The following is a 20,765-nucleotide window of genomic DNA, read 5'->3' on the forward strand; positions in this document are numbered from 1 at the left end:
CACGCGAGGCTTGGTGTGCGGAAAGCTTTGTAAAAGAATTCCTAAGGCCCAAGAGTGAATCAGCTTTTTACCCCTCCGTAAACCCCTGTTATGAGCGGGAAAAGGCCCGAAATTTGCATGATTAGCACCACACGAACAGAGTGTTGGAGGCACGCAAATGCGCATCACCGTTTCATTGTCACTTGTATCCGTCTGGCTGCTGACAGCCTGCGGCAGTGCCGGATTTCTAGGTAAGAATGGTTCCAAGGGTTCTGACCAATCGGCCTTGATTGGTAACTCGGGTGATGCCATGGATCCAAACGTTGTGGGTCCGACATCGGTTGAAGGCGGGACCGTGGTTTTGGAACCACCGACAGAAACAGAAAAGGAATCGATCGGCAATTGCGCCAAAGCCTGGGGCAAGGATCCGCCGGTCAGTTTTGAAAAAGTTCGCAAGATCTATGCAAACGTCAGCGTCGGCAGCACCGGCGTGACGCTCCAGGATAAAGCTCAGACCACGGGTGCATCCCTCACGCTTCTCTATGCAGGCGTGAACGTCGGCGGTACCCCGACCTGGGAGCTGACCAATCCCAATGGTTGGTACTGCATCGTCGTTACGGTCAATGTGAAGACAGAATTGACCGTGCGACTCGCTCAGACGGGTCACCTCGCCGATAGTAAGGTGGCCGTGAATGTTGGCTCTCAGACCGAAGGGGAGGCCGTCAGCGCCATCGGTGTGAACGTCAGCAGTACCATCAAGGTCGAGCGCCTTTAATCCGTCCACACCGATAGGGCCGAGCCAACTCGGCCTAAACGGCATCTTTACAAATTCCCGCGAACCCAGGAAGGTCAAGGCTGGTATCGCCTTGAAGGAGATTCAGCATGCGTAGTTTTTCAGACACGACCCTTATCCATAGCCTGATTATTTGGCTTCTGAATGCCGCCGCTTTGATGGTGACTGCCAATGTCATTAAGGGCATGCAGGTGAAAGGCTTTGGGTCCGCGCTGCTGGCTGCCTTGGTGCTGGCGGTGGCCAATCACTTCCTTTTGCCGATTTTGACCTTTTTAACCCTGCCCCTTACGATTGTGACATTAGGGATTTTTTGGTTTGTGCTGTATGGGGCTATGCTGAAGATTTCGGCTGCGGTGATTCCTGGATTTACGATCGCCGGCTGGTTGCCGGCGATTATTGGGGCGGTGGTGTTGACCGTGATTCAGTGGGTGTTTCGGGCTGCGTTTGAGACGTTTGCTTAGGGGTCGTAGCGGTAGAATTCGTAGTTCGGGTAGCTGGACATAAACCAGATGCGACCGACTAGATCCGGGACCCATTGGATGGCCGGCCCTCGCACGTCGACCCAAGGACGGGAAACGTCATCGCTGACTTTTGACCAAACCTTGTTGGTTCGAGTCAGTAAGGCAAATTTCTTGTCGCTGCCATAAGCATAGGCCCAAGCCTTATCACCTCGGAATCGAGTTCCAATGGCCGCATAGTTGAGATCAAGCTGTGAGAGCGAGGTATCTTCGGTCAAAAGTCCCGTTTTTAGATCATAAATGTAATTCTTATGGATTCCATTCACGTCAATAGAATGAATGGAGAACTCGTTTTCACTGATTTGCCCCGGCTGATAAACTTCTGCGATCTGGGCACCTGAAAAAAGCTGATCAAACCAGATGTCCTTGACCTCGTCTGTTTCAATGGCAACTATCCGGATCAACTTCTCATACGAAATCCATAGAGTCTGACCTTGATCAAGCATAACCAGGGTCGTCATGAGCCCTGTCGCTTGACTCGTCGATTCAAATTTAGGATGAAAAATACGCTGGTCATCAGCGAATCCTACGGATTTTGAGGTTGCGAACCAAAATCGGCCACGGCTATCCTCTCGACAGTAGGTAGGCGAATCATACTGTGGACCTTCATAAATCTTTTGGACATTCGAGTTAGGGTCGACTACAGATATCGTATTTGAACCCCATACACAGTAACGTCCTCCGGAAAGAGGAGTGACTCGAAACGCTGTAGCAGGAAGCCGAACCGGAAGCTTTCGAACTCCTTCAGGCGTCATCTGAAGTATCGAATTATTCGCCATCGCGAAATTTGCATGACCCTGTCCATCGAGCCACGAATCCACTGCATAACTTCCATAAAAACTCCACATACTTCCATCAAAAAGACTCGACTTGTGCGTTTTCAGTCGCGTCAACTGGTCAAGTCCGTTTTGATCTTTGACGAGGAAGAAGAAGTCTTGTCCGGATTCATGATCTGATGGGACGCATGAACAGTTGAAACCTAGATTTTTGGTAGGCCAATAGACAAGTTCCTTTTGGACTTCAAAAAACCCGTGATTAGGTAAAGATAGAATTCCTCGACCCATTTCGGTCACCTTGTTATCAGCCATTCCTAGCTCTTCGGGTAAGACAATACCATTCTCTAAAACTGTCCAAGTTTCTGTTTCAAAGTTGAAGACTTGAAATCCTATCTGGATTTGCTTCAAAGACATGATTTTAGTCTCGAACGTAGGATAATAGAAATATCCGGCCAATGGCTCAGGACTTTTGAATTCTTGGAGATGATTATTTTCCAGCCTATATAGCTTTTGGGTTAGAAAATTACTCGGATCATAGCTTGTAACCCAAATCTGCCCTTTGCTGTCTTCTACGACGTCGCCAAACTCAAGGTTCTTCAAGTCATGACTCAGATCCAATCGGCGCCAACCTGAAGCGTCTTCGTGAATGAAGAAAACCTTTCTACCCATTCTCCAGAGCCGTGAATTCTGATCGACCAGCCAAGGGTATTCCGTGGAACCTGGATCATCACCCGGTTGTAAAACTTCACTGAACTTGGAAAGCTTATGCCATGATCCATCTGCAAAATAAGCGAATTCGTTGTGTCCCGAACACCATAATCGCCCCTTTTTGTCTATATTAAAAAAGCCGCAATGATATTCATAACCATTTTTGAGGTCAGTACGTTTTTCGATCCGTCCCGATTCATCGAATTGTAGATATTCACTTCGAACTTGTTGATCCGGGGATCTGTATACAGTGTATGCGGAGAGGGCACCATCGGGTGCCTTGTGAAACTTAAAATAAGATGCATCATTAAACTCAGACCAGACTTCCCATGCATCATTTACATATCTAGCAGTTCTAGAACTTCCTGTGTCATTGCTAAAATTAACCAGCGGAATACCTGATTGGGTTACAGAATGCCCTTGAACACTCCAATTTTCACCATTCTCTTGGAAATCAAGTTTTTTCGTTTCCCAGGTTGACTTGTTGATCCAAAAAGAAATCTCCGCTTCAGCTTCGTGCCCTGCGCTGTCGCTGCTTCGAACAATCAATCGCAATCTTGAATTTGAGACCAGAGGTTGCTCCCAAGCCTGCACTATGGAGAATCCCAATTCCGGGTCGCATGGAACAAATTCTCCCATGCCTTTCCCTTTGCACTGCCCTTTGGTGCAGATCACGCTGTTGCCAGCGAGCTGATCCCGACCTAAGATCTCGAAGCTTACTTTGCACTGCAAATTCTTGTTCAGAATATCCTTGTCAACCAGATCATGACTCGCACCAATACTCGCTTCGATGACTGCATAGGGAACTCTCAAAACGGAGCCCGGAACCTTTAAATCCTGTGCCTTCCATTCCAAGGACAGATCGGGCCTACTGTCGGTAACAATTATTGTTTGGCAGGAGGGCGGAGACTTACGACCTAATTTATCGCTTGCGTAAACATGGTAATCGTACACGCCGTTCTCTGACGCAATGACTTCATCGACTCGCTGGAAGACACCCGAATCTTTGCATGCTTTAGGAACGCAGCTATTACGCTCTTCTCTGCAAACGAGAAGTTGCTCACCGAATCTTGCTGGTTTCCAATCCAAAGTTTTACCCTTGGCAACGACTATAGGATGGGCATTTATGGCACCACTTAACTTAACATCGCCATGAAGAATGTAGAGCGGGCAGGACTTTTCGGAATTTAGGAGGGCCGGCATAGCATCAATACCGTTGGCAACATGCCGTCCATAAAGTCTGATAGAATAAGCGCCTTCGGGGAGATCGGCGACGGGGACCTTTGCCTGTGAGTTAAGGGATCCAGAGCCTAAACGTTTATCAAACATGGTGCGAAGAAATTGATTATTAGTGGTGTACAGGTCGAGACGGTACTCGAGGCCATGAACATCCCCGGCAAATGCCAAAGATTCAGGAGATTGGAGCCACTCATCGGCATAGTGGCCTTCCGGGGGGCAGTTCAGCGACAAGGAAAAATCACTGAGAGTTTGTAAATTTTTCTTAATGACTGATGAGCTGGAAAAATACGAGGGGTCAAGGGCAATGGTCAAAGACTGTTTGGATTGGGCTTCGACAACCGTGATTGAACCCAGCTCCTGAGGAACTTCGATACAACCCCCGTTAGTCACCGCCAGAGTTTTTATCAAACCCTGTTCGCTTACAAACCGGGCTTGTAAACGTTTTGCTCCCTCACCATAAAAAGAGAGGCCGCTATCGTTTAGAATTTTTATATACCGCCCTGTGGCAGAGGACGGCAAGGCGCACTCAACGGCAAGATCCTGGACTGAGTTATTCAGACGATGACAGCCCGCGATCAAGAGGAACCCACAAAACCAAAGCAGTGACTTCATACTCACCTATTCTGTATGTGTCAAAGAGACACCACTTTTATGAGTAAAGCCACTGCTTGTCAAGGCGCAATATGGTATAATTTATATGTTATTCAATTATTTCATAGCTTCGATAAGGGCCGCTCTAGCTAAATTTTCATTCTCCACGCCATCGTTCGACGAGGTATCGATTGGAAATTTAACAGCAGCATTAGTATGGGCTAGTGGTACTGTGGCTTCCGCTGCCTTCAGTCTGATATCCGTTACACCTTTCTTGGCTCCCGGGAAAGCCCCGTGACAAGTTGTGCAGCTAGCTGTGTAATAGGCTCTTGCTGCAGTCAGTTCAGCTGCATTAGGAATCGCTCGAGCTGCGACATTAGCTGGAGGAGTTGCCGGTGGCGTAGCCGTCGCAGGCTTATCAGCATCGGCTGGGGGCGTCGGCGTCACCGTACTTGGCGTCGTATTCGCCGTTTTACCATCAGTTTTCTTATCAGTCGGCTTGGTAGCACTATCCGGAGTCCCGGTCTGCGTGCGACGGTAATCTTCGGGATTGGGCCGTTCGGTTCCACATGCAACGGCCATCATTGTAATGATTATGGCAACTACGATCGAATGCGCTCTCATTGGTATCCCCTAGCCTGAGTTTCAACATGTTAACTGGTGCATCGCGTATTCCAAGTTCCATGCCATGGGAATTTCACAGAAACATTCTGTGCTTTTTCATGGGTTTAATACATGGCCCTTTAGCCAAAACCCATGCGCAGCACCGTGCCCATGGAAAAATTTCCGTACATTCTGACAGCAGTGAACAGAGTATCGACAGCAGCCTCCGATTTTCTGTAGACGGTTTGGCAAGCCCTCGGTAAGTTCGGCGTCAAGAGCCGGTTTCAGCTGGCTTTTTTAGACGGCACGGACTACTTCATGGAGCTGTGGATTGCCGCATCGGGAAGGGGGTGGATGGCAACACCCCGGCGGTTGGGGTCCCCAGGGCAAAAACCAGCCGACTCTGGTGTTCGACAGTCCATCTCATGACAGAAGTCCCTGAAATGTCATCAATACGATGAAATTGCGATACAATGGTAAAGGTCAACGTTGGACAGTATTGGGCTGCACGTCAGAGCCAAGATTGCGCCAAAGGGTGATTGTGTAACCGTAACGAGGGCAGCATGGATATCATCCTCTATTCGATTCCGTTTTTTATCGGGGCCATGATCGTCGAATTTTTTTACGCGCGCGCAAAAAAGCTGCCGTACTATCGCCTGAACGATACGCTCAGCAACCTGAACGCTGGGATCTTTTCCCAAACCCTCGCCTTTATTCCGCTGGCGCTGGTGCTGATGTTATATCCGCTGGTCTATGAAAATTGGTCGTTGGGCCTTTTCAGGGGCAAAACCGATATTTTGACGTTCATCCTTTGCCTCGTGCTGGTTGACTTTGTTTATTATTGGGCTCATCGGACATTTCACCGCACAGGACTGGGCTGGACGGGGCACATCGTCCATCACCAAAGCGAGGAGTACAACCTGTCCGTTGCCTTGCGTCAGAGCTGGCTGCAGGGCGTGCACGTTCTGCCTTTTTTAATGGTGCCGGCTTTTTTCGGTTTTGAACCTGCCGTGGCCTTCACCTGCAGCGCTCTGAATACTGTTTATCAATTCTGGATCCACACCAAAGCTATCGATAAATGCCCGCGCTGGTTCGAAGCCGTCTTCAATACCCCTTCGCATCATCGGGTCCATCACGGGCGCAATCCACAGTACATCGATAAAAACTATGCCGGCTCCTTGATTATCTGGGACAAGATGTTCGGGACGTTTGAACCCGAGAAGGAACCGGTGGTTTACGGAATCACCCAAGCGATGCAAAGCTGGAATCCTCTGGTCGCTCAATTCGATCCGTGGCGGCAGTTGTTTAAAAAGGGCCAAGGCAAAGGACTGTGGCTGAACATGAAATACAATGCCTACCCGCCTGGCTGGAATGAAGTGGATGGTGATAAGGTGCCGCCTCTGATTCCGCGTGATAAGTATGATCCGCAAGTTTCGTCAACCCACAATAAACTGTCTTGGGCTGCTTTTGTGGGAGCCCTTCTCCTGCTCCTGGTGTTCATGCTCAAAGGCTTGGCCCAACCGATGTTCACGCAGGCCGCATTCGCTCTGGCTATTGTGTCCTTGCTCTGCCTCAGCGGATACTGGCAGGATCCCAAATCCAAGGGAGAAACCCCTTGAACGCCCTTCGCGTTTTACGCCTGATCATAAGCCTTCTGATTGTGACCTCGGTGTCCACGATACTTACGCATTTGCTTGAAGTTCGGCCGCAGTTCTCGTCTTTGAGTTTCTTCAGCTTCTTCACCAATCAAAGCAACCTGCTCGTGGCTCTGTTTTTTGTCATCGAGGCCGTCCTGCGCTGGCGGAATCAACCTCTGTCCCGAAGCGTCTATGATCGGACGCGCGGCGCCTTGATTCTTTACATGTCGATGACCACCAGCATTTACTGGCTGTTCCTACACGGTCTGATTCATTTCGTTTCGCCAGCCGCCACCGCCGCCAATATTTTTTTACACTCCGGGGCCCTCAGCTTTCTGCTGCTGGACTGGCTCTGGGATCGCCCTCAGACGCGTATGTGCAAACGTTTCTTTATCGTCTGGCTGGTCTATCCACTGCTTTATGGGATCGTGATCATGCTGCTGGGTAGCATGCGGGCCTGGTACCCTTATCCCTTTCTGGATATTGATAAACTGGGATTTGGTAAGTGGGCGGTGTGGAATGGAGCCATGGCATGCGGCATCGGCCTGCTGGGCGTCGTCATCATCCTCGCCAACAACAGGCTCCGCCGCGAACCGCTCAAAAGTCCGTAAGCGTATAGCTGGATCCGCGACGTCCGGATCGAACGGCACTCGTCGCCTGTTCGATCCAACCCTTGTAAGGTTCAACCAGCGTATCCACAGACAGCCCTGCTTCACAGGCATCCGGCCCCGTCGAAACCAAGGCAAAAACCCGCAGAATCCCGCCCTCGTCGATAAAATCCGGACCACCGCTATCCCCTGAACAGGACCCATGACGCGATCCAGCGCTGAGCACGACCATGCTGGCTTCGGGAAAGGTTCGCACATAACGCAGGGGAATTTTCCGCAGGATGTTGGTTTTACCACGGCAGATGGTCGTTGTGCATCCGTAGCCCGCGGTTGTGATCTGGCCATTGATGAAGTCCACACCACTCCCTGCCAGGGGAGCGGGTTGATAGGCGTCAGGAATCCTCGAATCCAAATAGGCTAACGCAATATCATAAAGAGGTCGACCGGGGCTCAGCAGCTGGTCCGGGCGCTCAGCATTGACAATTTTTTTATCATAGGCGTCACCCTTGTCCTGGGTATATTGCGCATGCACCGCGATGCGACGGATCTTGATCAGAGGCTGCTGCTTCATACCCAGTTTGGGATTATAAGCCGTACTAAAAAGAGCGTAAGCGCGACGACTTTTATCGTTAAAACAGTGAGCCGCGGTCAAGAGAACGTCACGAGCCAACACCACCGCGGTACAGTATTGACCAACATCAGGATCTGGATCCATAATCGACACCGTATGCGAGGCAATCGGATCTTCGGGGTCAACCCGTTCGCCGTTTACGATCTTCTCGGATGAATCTTCACCGAGATGTTTGCAGGACGGGGCCAACACCAGAATCATAATGGACAGACAAAGTCCTCCCCGCCGAGCCTGATGTCTCTGCATGCGTCTTCCTCCGCGATGGATCATGTTTGTCTTATTGTTTTACCATGGGGGGATCATGAAAGAGAAACGAATTACCAGTTTTGTGGAATTTTGGCCGTTTTATATGAGCCAGCATCAGGATCGGCACAGCCGGGCGTTGCACTATGGAGGCAGCCTTGTGTCGCTGGGACTTGTGATTGGAGGTGTCGCCAGTGGCAGCGGCCTGCTTTGCCTGGCAGCGCTTCCTGCTAGCTATGGACCCGCTTGGATCGGGCACTTTGTGGTCGAAAAAAATCGACCCGCCACATTTCAATATCCGTTTTATTCACTCCTTGCGGATTACGTTATGCTGTTTCGCTTTTTGACCGGACGACTTGGGCCGCACATTCGAACGAAGAGCTGATACGTCCTGGGCTGTGACCAGATAATCGAAGAGGGGACCGCGATTACCCGCGTGATCTTCGCCCTGCACACAGATTTTGACGGGTAATTCCTGGCTCCTGATTCGCGTGGGAATACGACGGTAAGGCGCAAGAGTCAGGCTTTCGCAACGTGTGGAATTTGCAGGACCAAAACCTATCCAAAAAAAGGACAGCTCAGGAACCTGAAAAATAGGTTCAAAGGTCAACCCAAGGTCGGTGGCTCTCATGGCAAGGTCTGGTTTTAAGGTGGGTGGGCGGGTGTCGATGCTTAAGACAACCACTGTAGGAAATCGCGCGTCGGCCTCAGCCTTGAGAAGGCAAAGAAGATAAACGCCGTTGTCCCTGGGAAGGTCCGTCCTCGGTAAAGGGGTCTTGAGATAATCATCCTCGTCACGACAGTCCACTTCACCAACAGGTCCCAACTTCCAAAGGGCTCCGGGTGCCTGCACATTCCAGCGAATGGGTTGATTCTGGGCATCAATCGGTCGTGTCGGGGTGTTGAGAGCATCCCGATAAGACACAGTCGAGGGCGGTGGTAACGCGCATTTTGATCCAAATTGCAGCGTTTTCTCAGCAAAGCAGCGATCCAGACCCACGATGTCGATCGCATAATTTTTATTGGCAACCATGAAAGCACCAGGCCTTTGCATAGCGCAGGGATTGCCCAGGTAGCAGCTCTCGCTGATCCCCGTGCCGCTGGTGGTGTTGATGACCGCGTAGACCTCGCCCTGGGCGTTCAGAACAGGCGATCCGCTACTGCCTTCCTGGATATCAGCACAGCCGTTGCGATGGGTGTCGAACCACGTCCAAAACCATTCCACCACAGAAACCCGCGTTTCTTCCACACAATGAGCCGCACGTAAAAACTGTTCTTCAGAAGGGAAATTCCCTTCCGGAATGCCCACGGTTTGAATCGCACTTCCCGCTCGCACAGGAGCCGATGCCTGCGGCAAGGCCTGAAAACCCTCGCGTTCCAATTCAGCCCAGCTGACGTTCAATTCCACCACAGCCAGATCCACAGCTTTCATGCTGGCATAAACGATGGATTGCACTTGAACCGTTTTCCGTGCGGCCGGCGTATCGACAAAATAATTCAGAACCAGATTCCATGAAGACGGTGCGGCTCGATTCACCCACACCTCATAGCTGCTGGCACGATCGGTGTAGGGCATCACGCAGTGGGCATTGGTCAAAGCCGTCGCTGACGTTGAAGACGACGCTCCTGCAGGTTTCCAAAGAAAGGCTGTGCAGTTCATAGCGCCTTGCAAACGACCGATCGAAGCCAGCGGCTGATGGGCCCCATGAGCATTTTTCAGTAGGACAGACGGCTCGGGAAAGCCACCTTCTTCATTTTGAAATTTTGAATTGTATGATGTTTGACAGGCAAACAGAACAGTGACAACCAACAGTGAGAAACGATGCATGCGGATCCCCAACCGGGTTTAAGGTTCGCGACTGTTCTAGCATAGACTACCTGGCCCGTCGCACGGCAAGTTGACCAGACGCATGGAGTTCGACAAGCCCACGGTTTTTCGCTAAAGTTCCGGCACTCTAATCCAATGTTTCAGGCAGGGGAGTCTTATGACCGACAATCACCCACAAAACATTACCAGCGTGCTGCACGAAGAACGCAGCTTCATGCCGCCCAAGGAATTCCAGGCTCAGGCGAAGATTGCATCGATGGCTCAATACGAAGACATCAGACAGAAAGCGAAGCAGGACCCTGATCAGTTTTGGGCTCAGAAAGCCCGGGAATATTTGCATTGGCAAAAGGATTTTACCAGGGTCCTGGATTGGCAATTGCCGCACGCGCAATGGTTTGCCGATGGCAGGCTCAACGCTTCCGTGAACTGCCTCGATCGCCATGTGCAGGCGGGCCTCGGCTCCAAAACAGCACTCATTTGGGAAGGTGAGCCTGGCGAAGAAAGACGCATCAGTTACGCTGAACTGCTGCAGGATGTCAGCCGTTGCGCCAACGCCCTCAAACAGCTGGGAATTCAGAAAGGTGATCGCGTTACCATTTATATGCCCATGGTACCCGAAATTGTCGTCGCGCTTCTGGCCTGTGCCCGTCTCGGCGCGCCCCATAGCGTCGTTTTCGGCGGCTTCAGTTCGGAAGCTTTAGCCAGCCGCAACAATGATGCCAAGGCGAAACTCATCATCACAGCCGATGGCAGCTATCGTCGCGGCGCGATCGTGCCTTTGAAAGAAAATGTCGACGCTGCTCTTCTCCATTCCCCGACCGTTAAAAAAGTGCTTATTTTGCAGCGTACACGTCAGCCCTCTGCAGCCCCGTGGGTGCAAGGGCGTGACTACGACTGGCATGAGCTGATGAAACAGCAAAGTGATGTCTGTGCTCCGGAAGAACTCGACAGTGAACATCCCCTGTTCCTGCTGTATACATCCGGCAGTACCGGCCAACCCAAAGGGATTCTGCATACGACCGGCGGTTACCTTCTGGGTTGCACCATGACCTTTGCCGAAGTCTTTGATCACCGCGACAGTGATGTGTACTGGTGCACGGCCGATGTCGGTTGGGTCACGGGTCACTCGTATGTCGTGTACGGACCTCTCGCGAACGCGGCCACAGTTGTGATGTATGAAGGGGCTCCGAACCATCCGGATGCTTCCCGATTCTGGCAGATCATTGAGAAGCACAAGGTCACCATCTTTTATACCGCGCCGACCGCCATTCGCTCCTTCGTGAAGTGGGGTGATGAGTTTGTGGATAAGCACGATCTTTCATCCCTGCGTTTGCTGGGAACGGTCGGCGAACCGATCAACCCTGAAGCGTGGATGTGGTACCGCGAAAAGATTGGAGGCAATCGCTGCCCTATCGTGGATACCTGGTGGCAGACGGAAACCGGCAGCATCATGATTGCGCCCATGCCCGGTGCCACGCCGACCCTTCCTGGAACGGCGACTCGACCTGTCTTTGGCATCGAGGTCGATGTGGTAGATCACGACGGTCGCTCGGTTCCCGACAACACGGGCGGGTTTTTGGTTATCAAAAAACCCTGGCCCAGCATGCTGCGGACCATCTATGGCGACGACGAACGCTACCGCAAGCAGTATTGGTCGCATGTGCCTGGCGTATATTTTACCGGTGACGGGGCGAGACGCGATGAACACGGTAATTTTTGGATCATGGGGCGCATTGATGATGTCCTGAATGTGTCCGGTCATCGCCTGTCCACCATGGAAATCGAAAGCGCTCTGGTCAGCCACGGAGCTGTGGCCGAAGCTGCGGTGGTGGGTCGTCCCGATGCGATCAAAGGTGAGTCCATCTCCTGTTTTGTGACCCTCGAAGGGAAAACCCAACCGAGTGCCGATCTCAAGAATGAATTGATCCAGCATGTCGTCAAACAAATCGGAGCGCTGGCTCGACCCGACGATATCCGATTCACCGAATCGCTGCCCAAGACCCGTTCCGGCAAGATCATGCGCCGCTTCTTGCGCGATATTGCCGCAGGTCGAACATCCGGCGGAGATATGACAACGCTGGAAGATCTGGGCGTTCTGGAACGTCTGCGGCAGGTGGAAGAGCAGGAATCCCTGTAAAAATTTCCGGATGTGGAAGGGCCCCACCCTTCCCTCCACCATAAGCGTAGCTTCTTCCAGGACTTTCGAAATCCTGTAGCATCCTCCCAAATAGCTTACAAAGGTTCACCAGCAAGCCGCTGAAGACACCAGCAATTATCTGAAATTGCGGCACGTGCCATGAACTTAGCGTAACTCAAGGTTTTGCAGCCTGCACATAGAATTGGACTCACCCCATTATTCTTGTTAATAGGATTAGTCAGATTAATATCAAGGATAAGCGGTGATCATGAGCAACTTTCGGACACAACGTTGGACCCTGATCCTGACGCTTTCGGTCGGAATGGTGGCTGCCTGTCAGAAAGCCAAACTGCCCAAGGCGTCTGACCCTGAGAACAAGAGCCAGACTTCGCTGGTCGCTTGTGAAGATCTCAACCTCGCGCGGGATGCTGCCTGGACCGCCGTGTTTCTGCGCAAATTTATCAGCTGCGCTTCCATTCAAAAAAATGACAAGCAGGAAACCTTTGATCAAACTTTACGTTTGATCGATGCGGTGGGTCCAGAACCTTTACAAAAAGCCATGGATTTGCTCCTGCTCCGCCCCGCGTCTTTTGCCGAGGACGGCGTTTATCCCAACCTCAGCGCTGTGATTACGCTCATGGACCGCGGCACGCATGATGAGAGGGGTCTGGCTTTAACGGGAACCGAAGATCGGTGGAGCACTCTGCAGACTTCACTCAGCTCGGTACGACCGCGCCCTGTTCTGCAATTTCTGATGGCATTGGAAGACGCGGGAGCGCTGGATGGTTTTGTAGCGGAACTGATTGCGTGGAGTGATGCCCTGCCTGCCGGTGCCATTTCTGGGCTAGCCCACAAAGTTCTGACTGATGCCGGGACGAGACGCGATATCCAGCAGCTGCAGCGCGCAACCATTGATGATCCCATTTTTACAGAGCGCCTGCACAAGCTCTGGCAGCCTCGATTTTTCCCGTGGCAGGGCCAATCGTCAGGAACTGAGGACCCTAAAACTTTCTTTGGACATGCGCAGCATTTTTGGAATCAGGCTTCGATCGATCAGCAAAAGCGCTGGGCTCATACTACAGCCGCCGTTCTGCGAATGGGTCTGGAAACCCAGGTCGATGAGCTGCTGCGGCGCACGCATGACCTCTATGACTTGGGGCGATCCTATGCTCTCAGACAGACCCATTTTCTAACGGACCTGCGCGCAGTTCTGGAGCAGGCACTGCAAACCAGTTTAAAGGATCTGCAACCGGCGATGAACGGGTTGAATCAGATCAAGGACAACCCCAGTTACCGGGATGCTTTTGAAGAGAAAGCCGGCTCGACCTATCTGCACGAGCTGGTCGAGGATTTTATTTGGGAAGGCGGGCGTTTGCAGAGTTGTCCGATGGAATTTGCCGGCATGAAATCTCAGCCTGGTCTCATCCATCCGCGCGCCATTCTTCAACCGCTTCTGACGCCGCAGGCTGCCTGTCAGGGTCGTATTCCACTTCTGCTTTATTTGGATGAAACCCTTGGACTTAACTGCCGGACCGGTGTCTGCGCGCGAGGCTGGATGACCGATGAAGTCCAGGTTGATGCAGCGGACCTGACCAGGCTTGGCACGTTCGCCTGGAGTTGGCTGGAAAAGGAGCTGCGCGCGGATCCCTACCGCTTGAAAAATCGGCAGCTGGCCTATGGACCTATCGAAGGTGAAACCCTGGAACAGCTGAAAATTTTCTGGCACGAGCATCTGCCTCGAACCGCCGAGGAATTGGTGCAGGTTGACGAAAAGATCGCGCAGGATCCACGTTTCCAGGCCCTTCTTAAAAAGGATTTCCTGGAAGCCTGGTATGGTCTTACCCTGCAAAAGCTTAACACCCTGGCTGATGAATTCCATGATATCTGGCCGGATGCTAAAAATCCGGAAGGCTGGTTTCAGAAAAACAGCGACAGCAAACTGCAGCGTGTGGGGCTGGGACTTTATGCCTTTGGCACTTTGGATGACGCCTATGCGCGGGCCTTGCCTGTGCATGAGGCCTGGCAGAAACTGCAGGCGGACTTACCGGGTGTGATCGATGAAGGCAACTTCAGTCAGATTCTGAATCCTCTGCGGGAACTGTCGAGTCAGATCAAAAATACCCAGGTTTCCATTAAACCGGAAACTGAAAAAATGACAACGGAATGGCCCGGTGGTGTGGCCTCGCATCTTTCCTATCGACCCGATGGCAGCCCCGTGAATCAGGTTCAACCTTATGGAGCGGATCGCCTGGTCAGTGACGCTGCCAACGGCTGGATGATGCTGTCCCGCTATCGGGACCAGTTGCCGTTGCTGACCGCCGCAGCCGATCCGTCCCGCGCCAAGGCCCTGGAAGCATGGATTCAGAATCAATACCTGACGGAGTGGTCCGCATCCTTACAAAAAAGTTTGGGCCTGGGCACGGATGATTTGCCGCTGGATCTCTTTCAAGGTCGAGCCCTCACGCGCGAGGATGTCCGAATCTTTACGCTATTTGCAGCCCAAAATTGGTTGGGTGTGCAGCCCCGGCTTCCCGCTCAGACGAAGATTGCCCGTCAGCCGGAAACACCGTCGTTAACCAAAGACCACGCGCCGCAGGCCTTTTTAGGCATTCCCGTGCTGGCTGGCTCGAGTCAAACCTGGGCAGGGTTTTGGGCGTTCAACAGCGGAATTTTTTCTGCTGAGCAGACCACGTTGAAGACTATTTTGTCTCGGCTTCCTCAGGATGAGGCTGCAGCGAAACAGGAATTTCTGCAAGCTGCGCAGACACCGCAGATCGTCACGCAGGGTCGATTGAACCTCATCGACCGGGATAAACTTACGGCACAGCAAAAAATTCTGGTGCAGCTGCAGGCCGCCAGCTCGCTCTATAAATCACGAGGTCAACATCAGATCGTGCCGGCAGTTGGATTTGATGCCTTCTGCGCCAACGGTCAAGGTGTGGGCGAATGCCCCTTCACCGTCGATAGTTTCAACACCTGGCGCCGCTTTATGGAAGAGCGGGTGCTGGATCATTTCTGTCCCTTCATTCACAACGACTCGTTCAGCGCCACGTTTCAAATGCGGTGGCGCGATGCTCTCGGATTCCAGGACAGCCCGGCCCAGATCGCCCAACTTTGTGTGGGGAATCAGGCCTGGAGATCCGGGAGCATTCCAGCCAAGGTTTGGGAACAAAACTGGATGACGGTTTTACAGATGGGCCGCAATCCTCAATTGAAATCGGGTCTGCAGCAATTGCCCGAGGTCATCCGACGCCTCAAGCTGAAACCGGTGTCCGGTGATTATCAGAAATTTGTTCGCTTCCACGAACTGACGCCGCTCTGGATTCCCGTAGCCAATGCCCGGCTCCAGCATAGGGAAGGTGTCTATGCCGCCTTCCGATGGCATGCTCCCGGTATGATCGATCATGTGATGGCCGCCTATAATCATGAAATCGGTGATCGCCCCTTTACCGATGCCGTGAAAAAGTTAGGCCGTCAGTCCAGCAATGGGGCCAATCCGGTTTTTGATCTGATCCATACCATCACCGAATCCTATCAGGCGAGTGTGAAGGCGGGGGATAGCACGGCTGCTTTTATTCTAAGGCTGGCCGATCGCATCAGCCAGGATCCTCTATTGATTCAAACCACGAGCCGGTTGCTGGAAAAGCCCGAGGATCCCTTTGCCGGCATTCTCCTGGCCTATACCTTTCCCCAGGCTATGAAAGTCGGAGTTTTCGAAGATTTTGCGTGGGATCATCCCAGTTACAAACTGATGCGACTGGCCTTCCAATCCGAAAATCGACGCCTGATGTTGGGCCTGGTCGCGGCTTTTGATCGCCTGTCGCCTAAACTGTGGAAGATTTATCAGGATGCGAAAGCCGGCTACCCGGACCTTCCCACCATGGCCGTGGATACTGAAAAGTTGCTGCGCTTTACCGCCGATGTTTTGCACAGCGCCGATGATCAAGGGAAGCTTTCGAAGCTATGGAAAGATCTTCTGCGTCAAGGTCTTGCCGATGATGCCCTCGCTTCGGTCATTCGACTCGTGCATCATTTGCGGGAACCTTTGGTCGATCTGAATAATGCCTGGCAGCCGTCCCTTTTGGAAAATCTGGATCAGGTGATGCATAGCACTCTGAACGCTTCTTTGAAGCTGACGGCCTGGCTTGAAAAAATACCTGCCGATGCAAGCTTTGATCTTATGCTTCGAGCCTGGCGCGGCATGACCGAGGGTTCTCTGCAGCACGATGGACGCCAATTTTGGGGCTTGCTGCAGGATCGAAGGCTGGGTTTGGGTGAAAACGGCATTATCCTGGAGCAGATGCGGGATCCTGCGTTGCGCACGGACCTGCGCTTTTTGTTAAAAACTCTGTGGTCTCTTGAAGCCGATCAGGTTCTGGCGGCGTTTGACGAGTGGGAAGACCTGGCGATTTCCACGCAAAAGGTTCTGCTCTACTTCGAGAAGAATGTGCAGTGGCGCGGAACCGGTGCCATCAGCTATCAGTATTTTATTAAAACCCTGGATCATCAAATGGAAAATGGTCAACAGCACCTGCGGGATCAGTTGAACCTTCTCCGCAACTGGCTGCAACCGGACCCGGTCACGCAGAACTGTCAGAGTGAGGATGCAGCATGTTAAGCCCCATACGCCTCAGCCTTTGTTTGATTCTTGTCACGGCCTGCAGCGGTTCGAGCAAAAAATTGCCGAAAACCACAGCACATCAGGACACGCCGGCCACGGAAGTCACCAGTCCTTTGCCGCCGGCTTTACCGGATCGACCCGTGACGCCTGCGCCGTCGCAATCACCGGATCTCCTGCCGGTTCCCAAACCCAATCCATCGGCGCCCAACCCTCTGCCTCCAATTGATGACAGCGTGCCGGCGCGCGATCGGGTGCTGGCCGCAACGGGCCGCCTTTGTAATGATACCGAGTTCGGCAAGACCGGTCTTGAAGTGTGCTGGAAGTCCGGGGTGGCACGCACGATTTCCCGCTTCGATACCATCACTCTGAATTTTTCCTTGCAGCGCGGGAACGGCGGTCTGGTGGAGCAACTGGCACCGGAACAGGTGAACAGGAATTTTCAAATGCTCGACAGCAAAGGTCAAAAGATCAACGGCACTCTGGTCTGGAAGGATAATCGAACCCTGCTTTTCGATCCCTATCAGGAACTGCGCCCCGACGAAACCTATCGTGTGCAGATTCTGTCCGAACCAGGTTCTGAGCAGAGACCGATTTCCAATCAGGGTCGTCCATTGACCCCGTTTCATCTTGAGCTTGTCACCGGCTCGGCCTTTCGTATGAGCCATCGTATGGATGGCCTGGACCTTTCCCTTAAGCAGGGTTTGCAGTTGAATCGCATGCTGCACCCGAAACCTGTGCTATCCAGCCAGCTCGATGATGCATCGAATGCCAAACGCATCAGCCTGCGCCGCTTGGGTTCCAAAGACAGTTGGCTGGCCTGTGAAGCGAACTGCACCGCGAAGAATTATACTGTAACTTTGGAAAACTCGCTGGCCCCGCAGCCGGGCATAAATGCCTATGAATGGTCGATCACAAGTCAACGCGGGGAAACCTATTATCGACAGCTCGCGTTTGTTTGGGGTGATTTGACGGAAGCGCGTCATTCCACTTTGATTCACGCCGCACTCGATGCGAACAATGGTCTGCCGGCTTTTGCCCGGCTGATCAGCGATTTTGCTGCAGGCCGTTTCACCATGGATTTCGTGGACGAAGCTGGACGACTTTTTCCGAAATTGGGCTTCAATGGCATCATGGAAGTTAAAAAGGCGTCCTATCCGAGCGCTTTTCCTTCGGGATGCGATGGCCGGGCGGGTTCCAGTTTTATCTACCTGCAAAACCTCGGACCGTTTTGCAATCTGCCTGTGAGCGGTCAGACACCGATTCTCGGCGGGCTGGTCGGCAAGGTCAACTATAAGGCCATCAGTGATATCTATGTCACGGAAATGAAAATTGCGGAAACCCCCGGCAATGTCAGTGCCCGCCTGATTCCGGAGCGGGATAATCTTGCCGTTCATATGGGAGTCAAAACCTTTCATGGTCGTCTGAAGATTATCATTCGCATCGATGAGGCCAAATATTTAGGAATTTCGGTCCCAGGAGCAACGGGCTATTTTGTTTTTGATACGTCCTTCCAAATGGATGGACCCCTGCGCGAGTCCCACGCAAAAACGGATATGAATGCCCAGGGTGGGCGTATTTCACTCCAGATTCGCGGTATTCAAGGTTTTGATCTGCGCAACTCGCGCAACGGTGACGAGAATGGTTCCATGTTCTTTGACACCAAGGACTGGTCGGATCATGTTGCAGTTGCGGATCCCCAGCAGATTGATAGCAACTCAGGTCTTTGGGCCAGCATTGTGAATTACATCGTCAACCAGGCTGTTCGGGAAAAGGTCGATTCGTTCAAGCCTCAGATCGTCAACGGGATTGCGCGGGATATCATTCAGATCGTGGCCCCAAACAGTCTCAGCACGATCGCTCATCAGCTGGGACAGGGTCTGACCTTGCCTATGCCCTACTACCTTCCCGAGCCGATCGCATCCTATAAGGCCAAAATCAAAGGTCAGATTTTCGATGGGCTGGGACTGGAATCCACGGCAGATAATCGGTATATCATGGCCAAAATCGGTGTGAATATCGAGGGCATCCCGGTGGATGGTCAGGAACCTCCCCCTGCCATGCACGGCGACAGCGGCGTGCTCCAGCTCAGCAAAGGGACTCTGCCCACACCCATGGAATTGGGTATATCGGTGGGCTCGGGGTCTTTGCTCGCCCTTCCGGTGGACGCTTTGAATCAGACGCTCCAGGATATTTGGCGCAAGGGCATGTTCAATTTGAGTTTGAATCAAAAGGTGATCCGAACGATTGAACGTTTTGCTGTTTTTGATCCGAATCAGCTCAAGAACGGCAAGGAAATTCTGTTGGCGGAATTCATTCCCAAACTGATGAGCAGTGATCTGACACGGGTGCAGGCGATCGGTACCGATGGCAAACCCATCACAATTGGGCGCGAAGATATCATTAACCTCAGCATTCGGCCCCTTCTGCCGCCCGTCCTGCATCTCCTGCCCACCGAAGGCACGGGTGATGGCCGCGCACTGCCAAAATTCGAATTGGCCTTCGGCGACATGCTGATGGAGGTTAAAGGTCAACATGATGGCCGCGCTTATAAGCTGGCGACCATACGCATGGCCATGCGTTCCAAAAGCGAACTCGGTTTCAGGAATTACAGCAATCCGAAAAAGTTGAAAGCTTTTGATCAGGTGGGGGCGTTGAGCCTCGTCATCGATCGTAGTGCCGATTCACTGGATTTCATGGTCGAAGTGCTGGAAGGTCCAGAGGACAATCCCTTTGGTTTTGACACGGAAAAATTGCGTTCAGCCGTCAATAGCATGGTGGATGAACTCTTCCTGCCCCTGGTGAATGATACACTCCGTGAATTGCCTCTGACCGGACTCAAGACCTGCGGCCTGGAACTGGATGCCGGGCAATTGGCATTCATGCCGGTCCCTCGCCAGCATGCAGCCAGCACGCTTGTATTAAAAGCGCCGATCAAATCCTATCCCTATACCGGCCACTGTGATTTGAAACCGGATATGCCGGAGAATCCCGAACCTTTGCCTGATCCAGAGCCGGAGCCGACTCCCACTCCTGGTCCAACACCTGGCCCAGGCGGCAATCCTGGCGACGCCGATGGGGATCCCATTCCTTATAACCTGAGCATGGATTTCAATCAGATTCCATGGCAGCTCGGGGGAATTGGAACCCTTCCAGAAGTGGAAAGCGAATGCCAGACCCAGGTTTTCTATGATGTGTCCTGCGCGACCGCGCGCGTTGTGTATCGCATGGTCAACGGCGTGATTGAAAAGGATGAACGCGGCCGCCCCATCTACGATTACACGTTGGTCCGCCTGTTTACTTTGGTCAGCAAGGATCAGTATCAGCTGCATCGGGGGGATAAGCCTTCGGTCGAGGGACAGTTCTTCGACTTTAACCGCTGGCCCGAATACGCCCAGGGTTTTGAAGAGAATCTGATCTTCCATGAGTCGATTCGCATGCGAGCTGTGAAAACCCAGCACGGGAACTTCCTACGGCATTATGTTGATTATGAAACCAATTCACCTAAAGCTTCGGGGTTTATTCCCATCCGTAACGTGACCCTGCATCGGCTTTTGGATCGCCCCTTTACCGGCGCGGAAATTTCGACCGAATTTTTCGTCGACCTGAGTCCGATGGTTCCCGTGCCTGATGGCCGTAAACCCCTGGGCAAAGCTGAAGGCTTGGATTACCACATTGGCAATATGCACGTCGTGGACTGTGGGAAGATAGCCTGGTGTAACGATTCCAGTCAGTGGTTGATGATCTATGATTCCAAACTGAGGCCCGAGGATAAAAGCATTCCGGAGGACGTGGTGCCTTATCTCAAAGCAGCTTTGAATTCCATCGTGGCTGGCATGTTCCCCTGACGAGCGAC

The 20,765-nt window shown here is 52.4% G+C and carries 12 protein-coding genes; 8 read left to right on the forward strand and 4 right to left on the reverse strand.

Features of this window, described 5'->3' with window-relative positions; genetic code table 11:
• The first annotated feature begins 157 nt into the window (after window positions 1-157).
• Window positions 158-754: a hypothetical protein gene (locus tag VE954_RS30520; protein ID WP_324960108.1), complete on the forward strand. Its 597-nt coding sequence runs from the start codon at window positions 158-160 to the stop codon at window positions 752-754.
• A 107-nt stretch (window positions 755-861) separates the two neighbouring features.
• Window positions 862-1,233, forward strand: a complete 372-nt coding sequence (locus VE954_RS30525; protein WP_324960110.1) for a phage holin family protein — start codon at window positions 862-864, stop codon at window positions 1,231-1,233.
• On the opposite strand, the gene VE954_RS30530 is transcribed toward VE954_RS30525, so the two are convergent.
• Complete coding sequence (locus VE954_RS30530; RefSeq protein ID WP_324960112.1) at window positions 1,230-4,625, reverse strand: hypothetical protein; 3,396 nt, start codon at window positions 4,623-4,625, stop codon at window positions 1,230-1,232. The two genes, VE954_RS30525 and VE954_RS30530, sit on opposite strands and share 4 nt — an antisense overlap.
• Window positions 4,626-4,721: 96 nt before the next feature.
• Entirely contained in the window at window positions 4,722-5,228 is a 507-nt protein-coding gene (locus VE954_RS30535; protein WP_324960114.1) for a hypothetical protein, read from the reverse strand.
• A gap of 542 nt (window positions 5,229-5,770) precedes the next feature.
• On the opposite strand from VE954_RS30535, the gene VE954_RS30540 reads away from it, so the two are divergent.
• On the forward strand, window positions 5,771-6,826 hold the full coding sequence (locus tag VE954_RS30540) for a sterol desaturase family protein (protein ID WP_324960116.1): 1,056 nt from the start codon (window positions 5,771-5,773) through the stop codon (window positions 6,824-6,826).
• Window positions 6,823-7,455: a Pr6Pr family membrane protein gene (locus tag VE954_RS30545; protein ID WP_324960118.1), complete on the forward strand. Its 633-nt coding sequence runs from the start codon at window positions 6,823-6,825 to the stop codon at window positions 7,453-7,455. The genes VE954_RS30540 and VE954_RS30545 overlap by 4 nt, the downstream gene beginning before the upstream one ends.
• Here the strand turns inward: VE954_RS30545 and VE954_RS30550 are convergent.
• Entirely contained in the window at window positions 7,442-8,329 is an 888-nt protein-coding gene (locus VE954_RS30550) for a S1 family peptidase (protein WP_324960120.1), read from the reverse strand. The two genes, VE954_RS30545 and VE954_RS30550, sit on opposite strands and share 14 nt — an antisense overlap.
• A gap of 103 nt (window positions 8,330-8,432) precedes the next feature.
• Between VE954_RS30550 and VE954_RS43910 the strand changes: the two genes are divergently transcribed.
• Window positions 8,433-8,711 carry a DUF962 domain-containing protein gene (locus tag VE954_RS43910; RefSeq protein WP_349263848.1) on the forward strand — a complete coding sequence of 93 codons (279 nt, stop codon included), beginning with the start codon at window positions 8,433-8,435 and terminating at the stop codon, window positions 8,709-8,711.
• Here VE954_RS43910 and VE954_RS30555 read toward each other — a convergent pair.
• Complete coding sequence (locus VE954_RS30555; protein ID WP_324960122.1) at window positions 8,634-10,154, reverse strand: serine protease; 1,521 nt, start codon at window positions 10,152-10,154, stop codon at window positions 8,634-8,636. The two genes, VE954_RS43910 and VE954_RS30555, sit on opposite strands and share 78 nt — an antisense overlap.
• Window positions 10,155-10,311: 157 nt before the next feature.
• Between VE954_RS30555 and acs the strand changes: the two genes are divergently transcribed.
• From acs to VE954_RS30570, 3 genes are all read left to right on the forward strand, one after another.
• A complete protein-coding gene (acs, locus tag VE954_RS30560; RefSeq protein WP_324960124.1) occupies window positions 10,312-12,291 on the forward strand; it encodes an acetate--CoA ligase in 1,980 nt (659 codons plus the stop codon).
• Between the two features lie 268 nt (window positions 12,292-12,559).
• Window positions 12,560-16,909: a hypothetical protein gene (locus VE954_RS30565; protein ID WP_324960126.1), complete on the forward strand. Its 4,350-nt coding sequence runs from the start codon at window positions 12,560-12,562 to the stop codon at window positions 16,907-16,909.
• Window positions 16,903-20,757 carry a hypothetical protein gene (locus VE954_RS30570; RefSeq protein WP_324960128.1) on the forward strand — a complete coding sequence of 1,285 codons (3,855 nt, stop codon included), beginning with the start codon at window positions 16,903-16,905 and terminating at the stop codon, window positions 20,755-20,757. Before VE954_RS30565 ends, VE954_RS30570 begins: the two co-directional genes overlap by 7 nt.
• The last annotated feature ends 8 nt before the right edge of the window (window positions 20,758-20,765 follow it).

Origin of the sequence: Oligoflexus sp., from assembly GCF_035638955.1 — a bacterium.
GTDB lineage: Bacteria > Bdellovibrionota_B > Oligoflexia > Oligoflexales > Oligoflexaceae > Oligoflexus.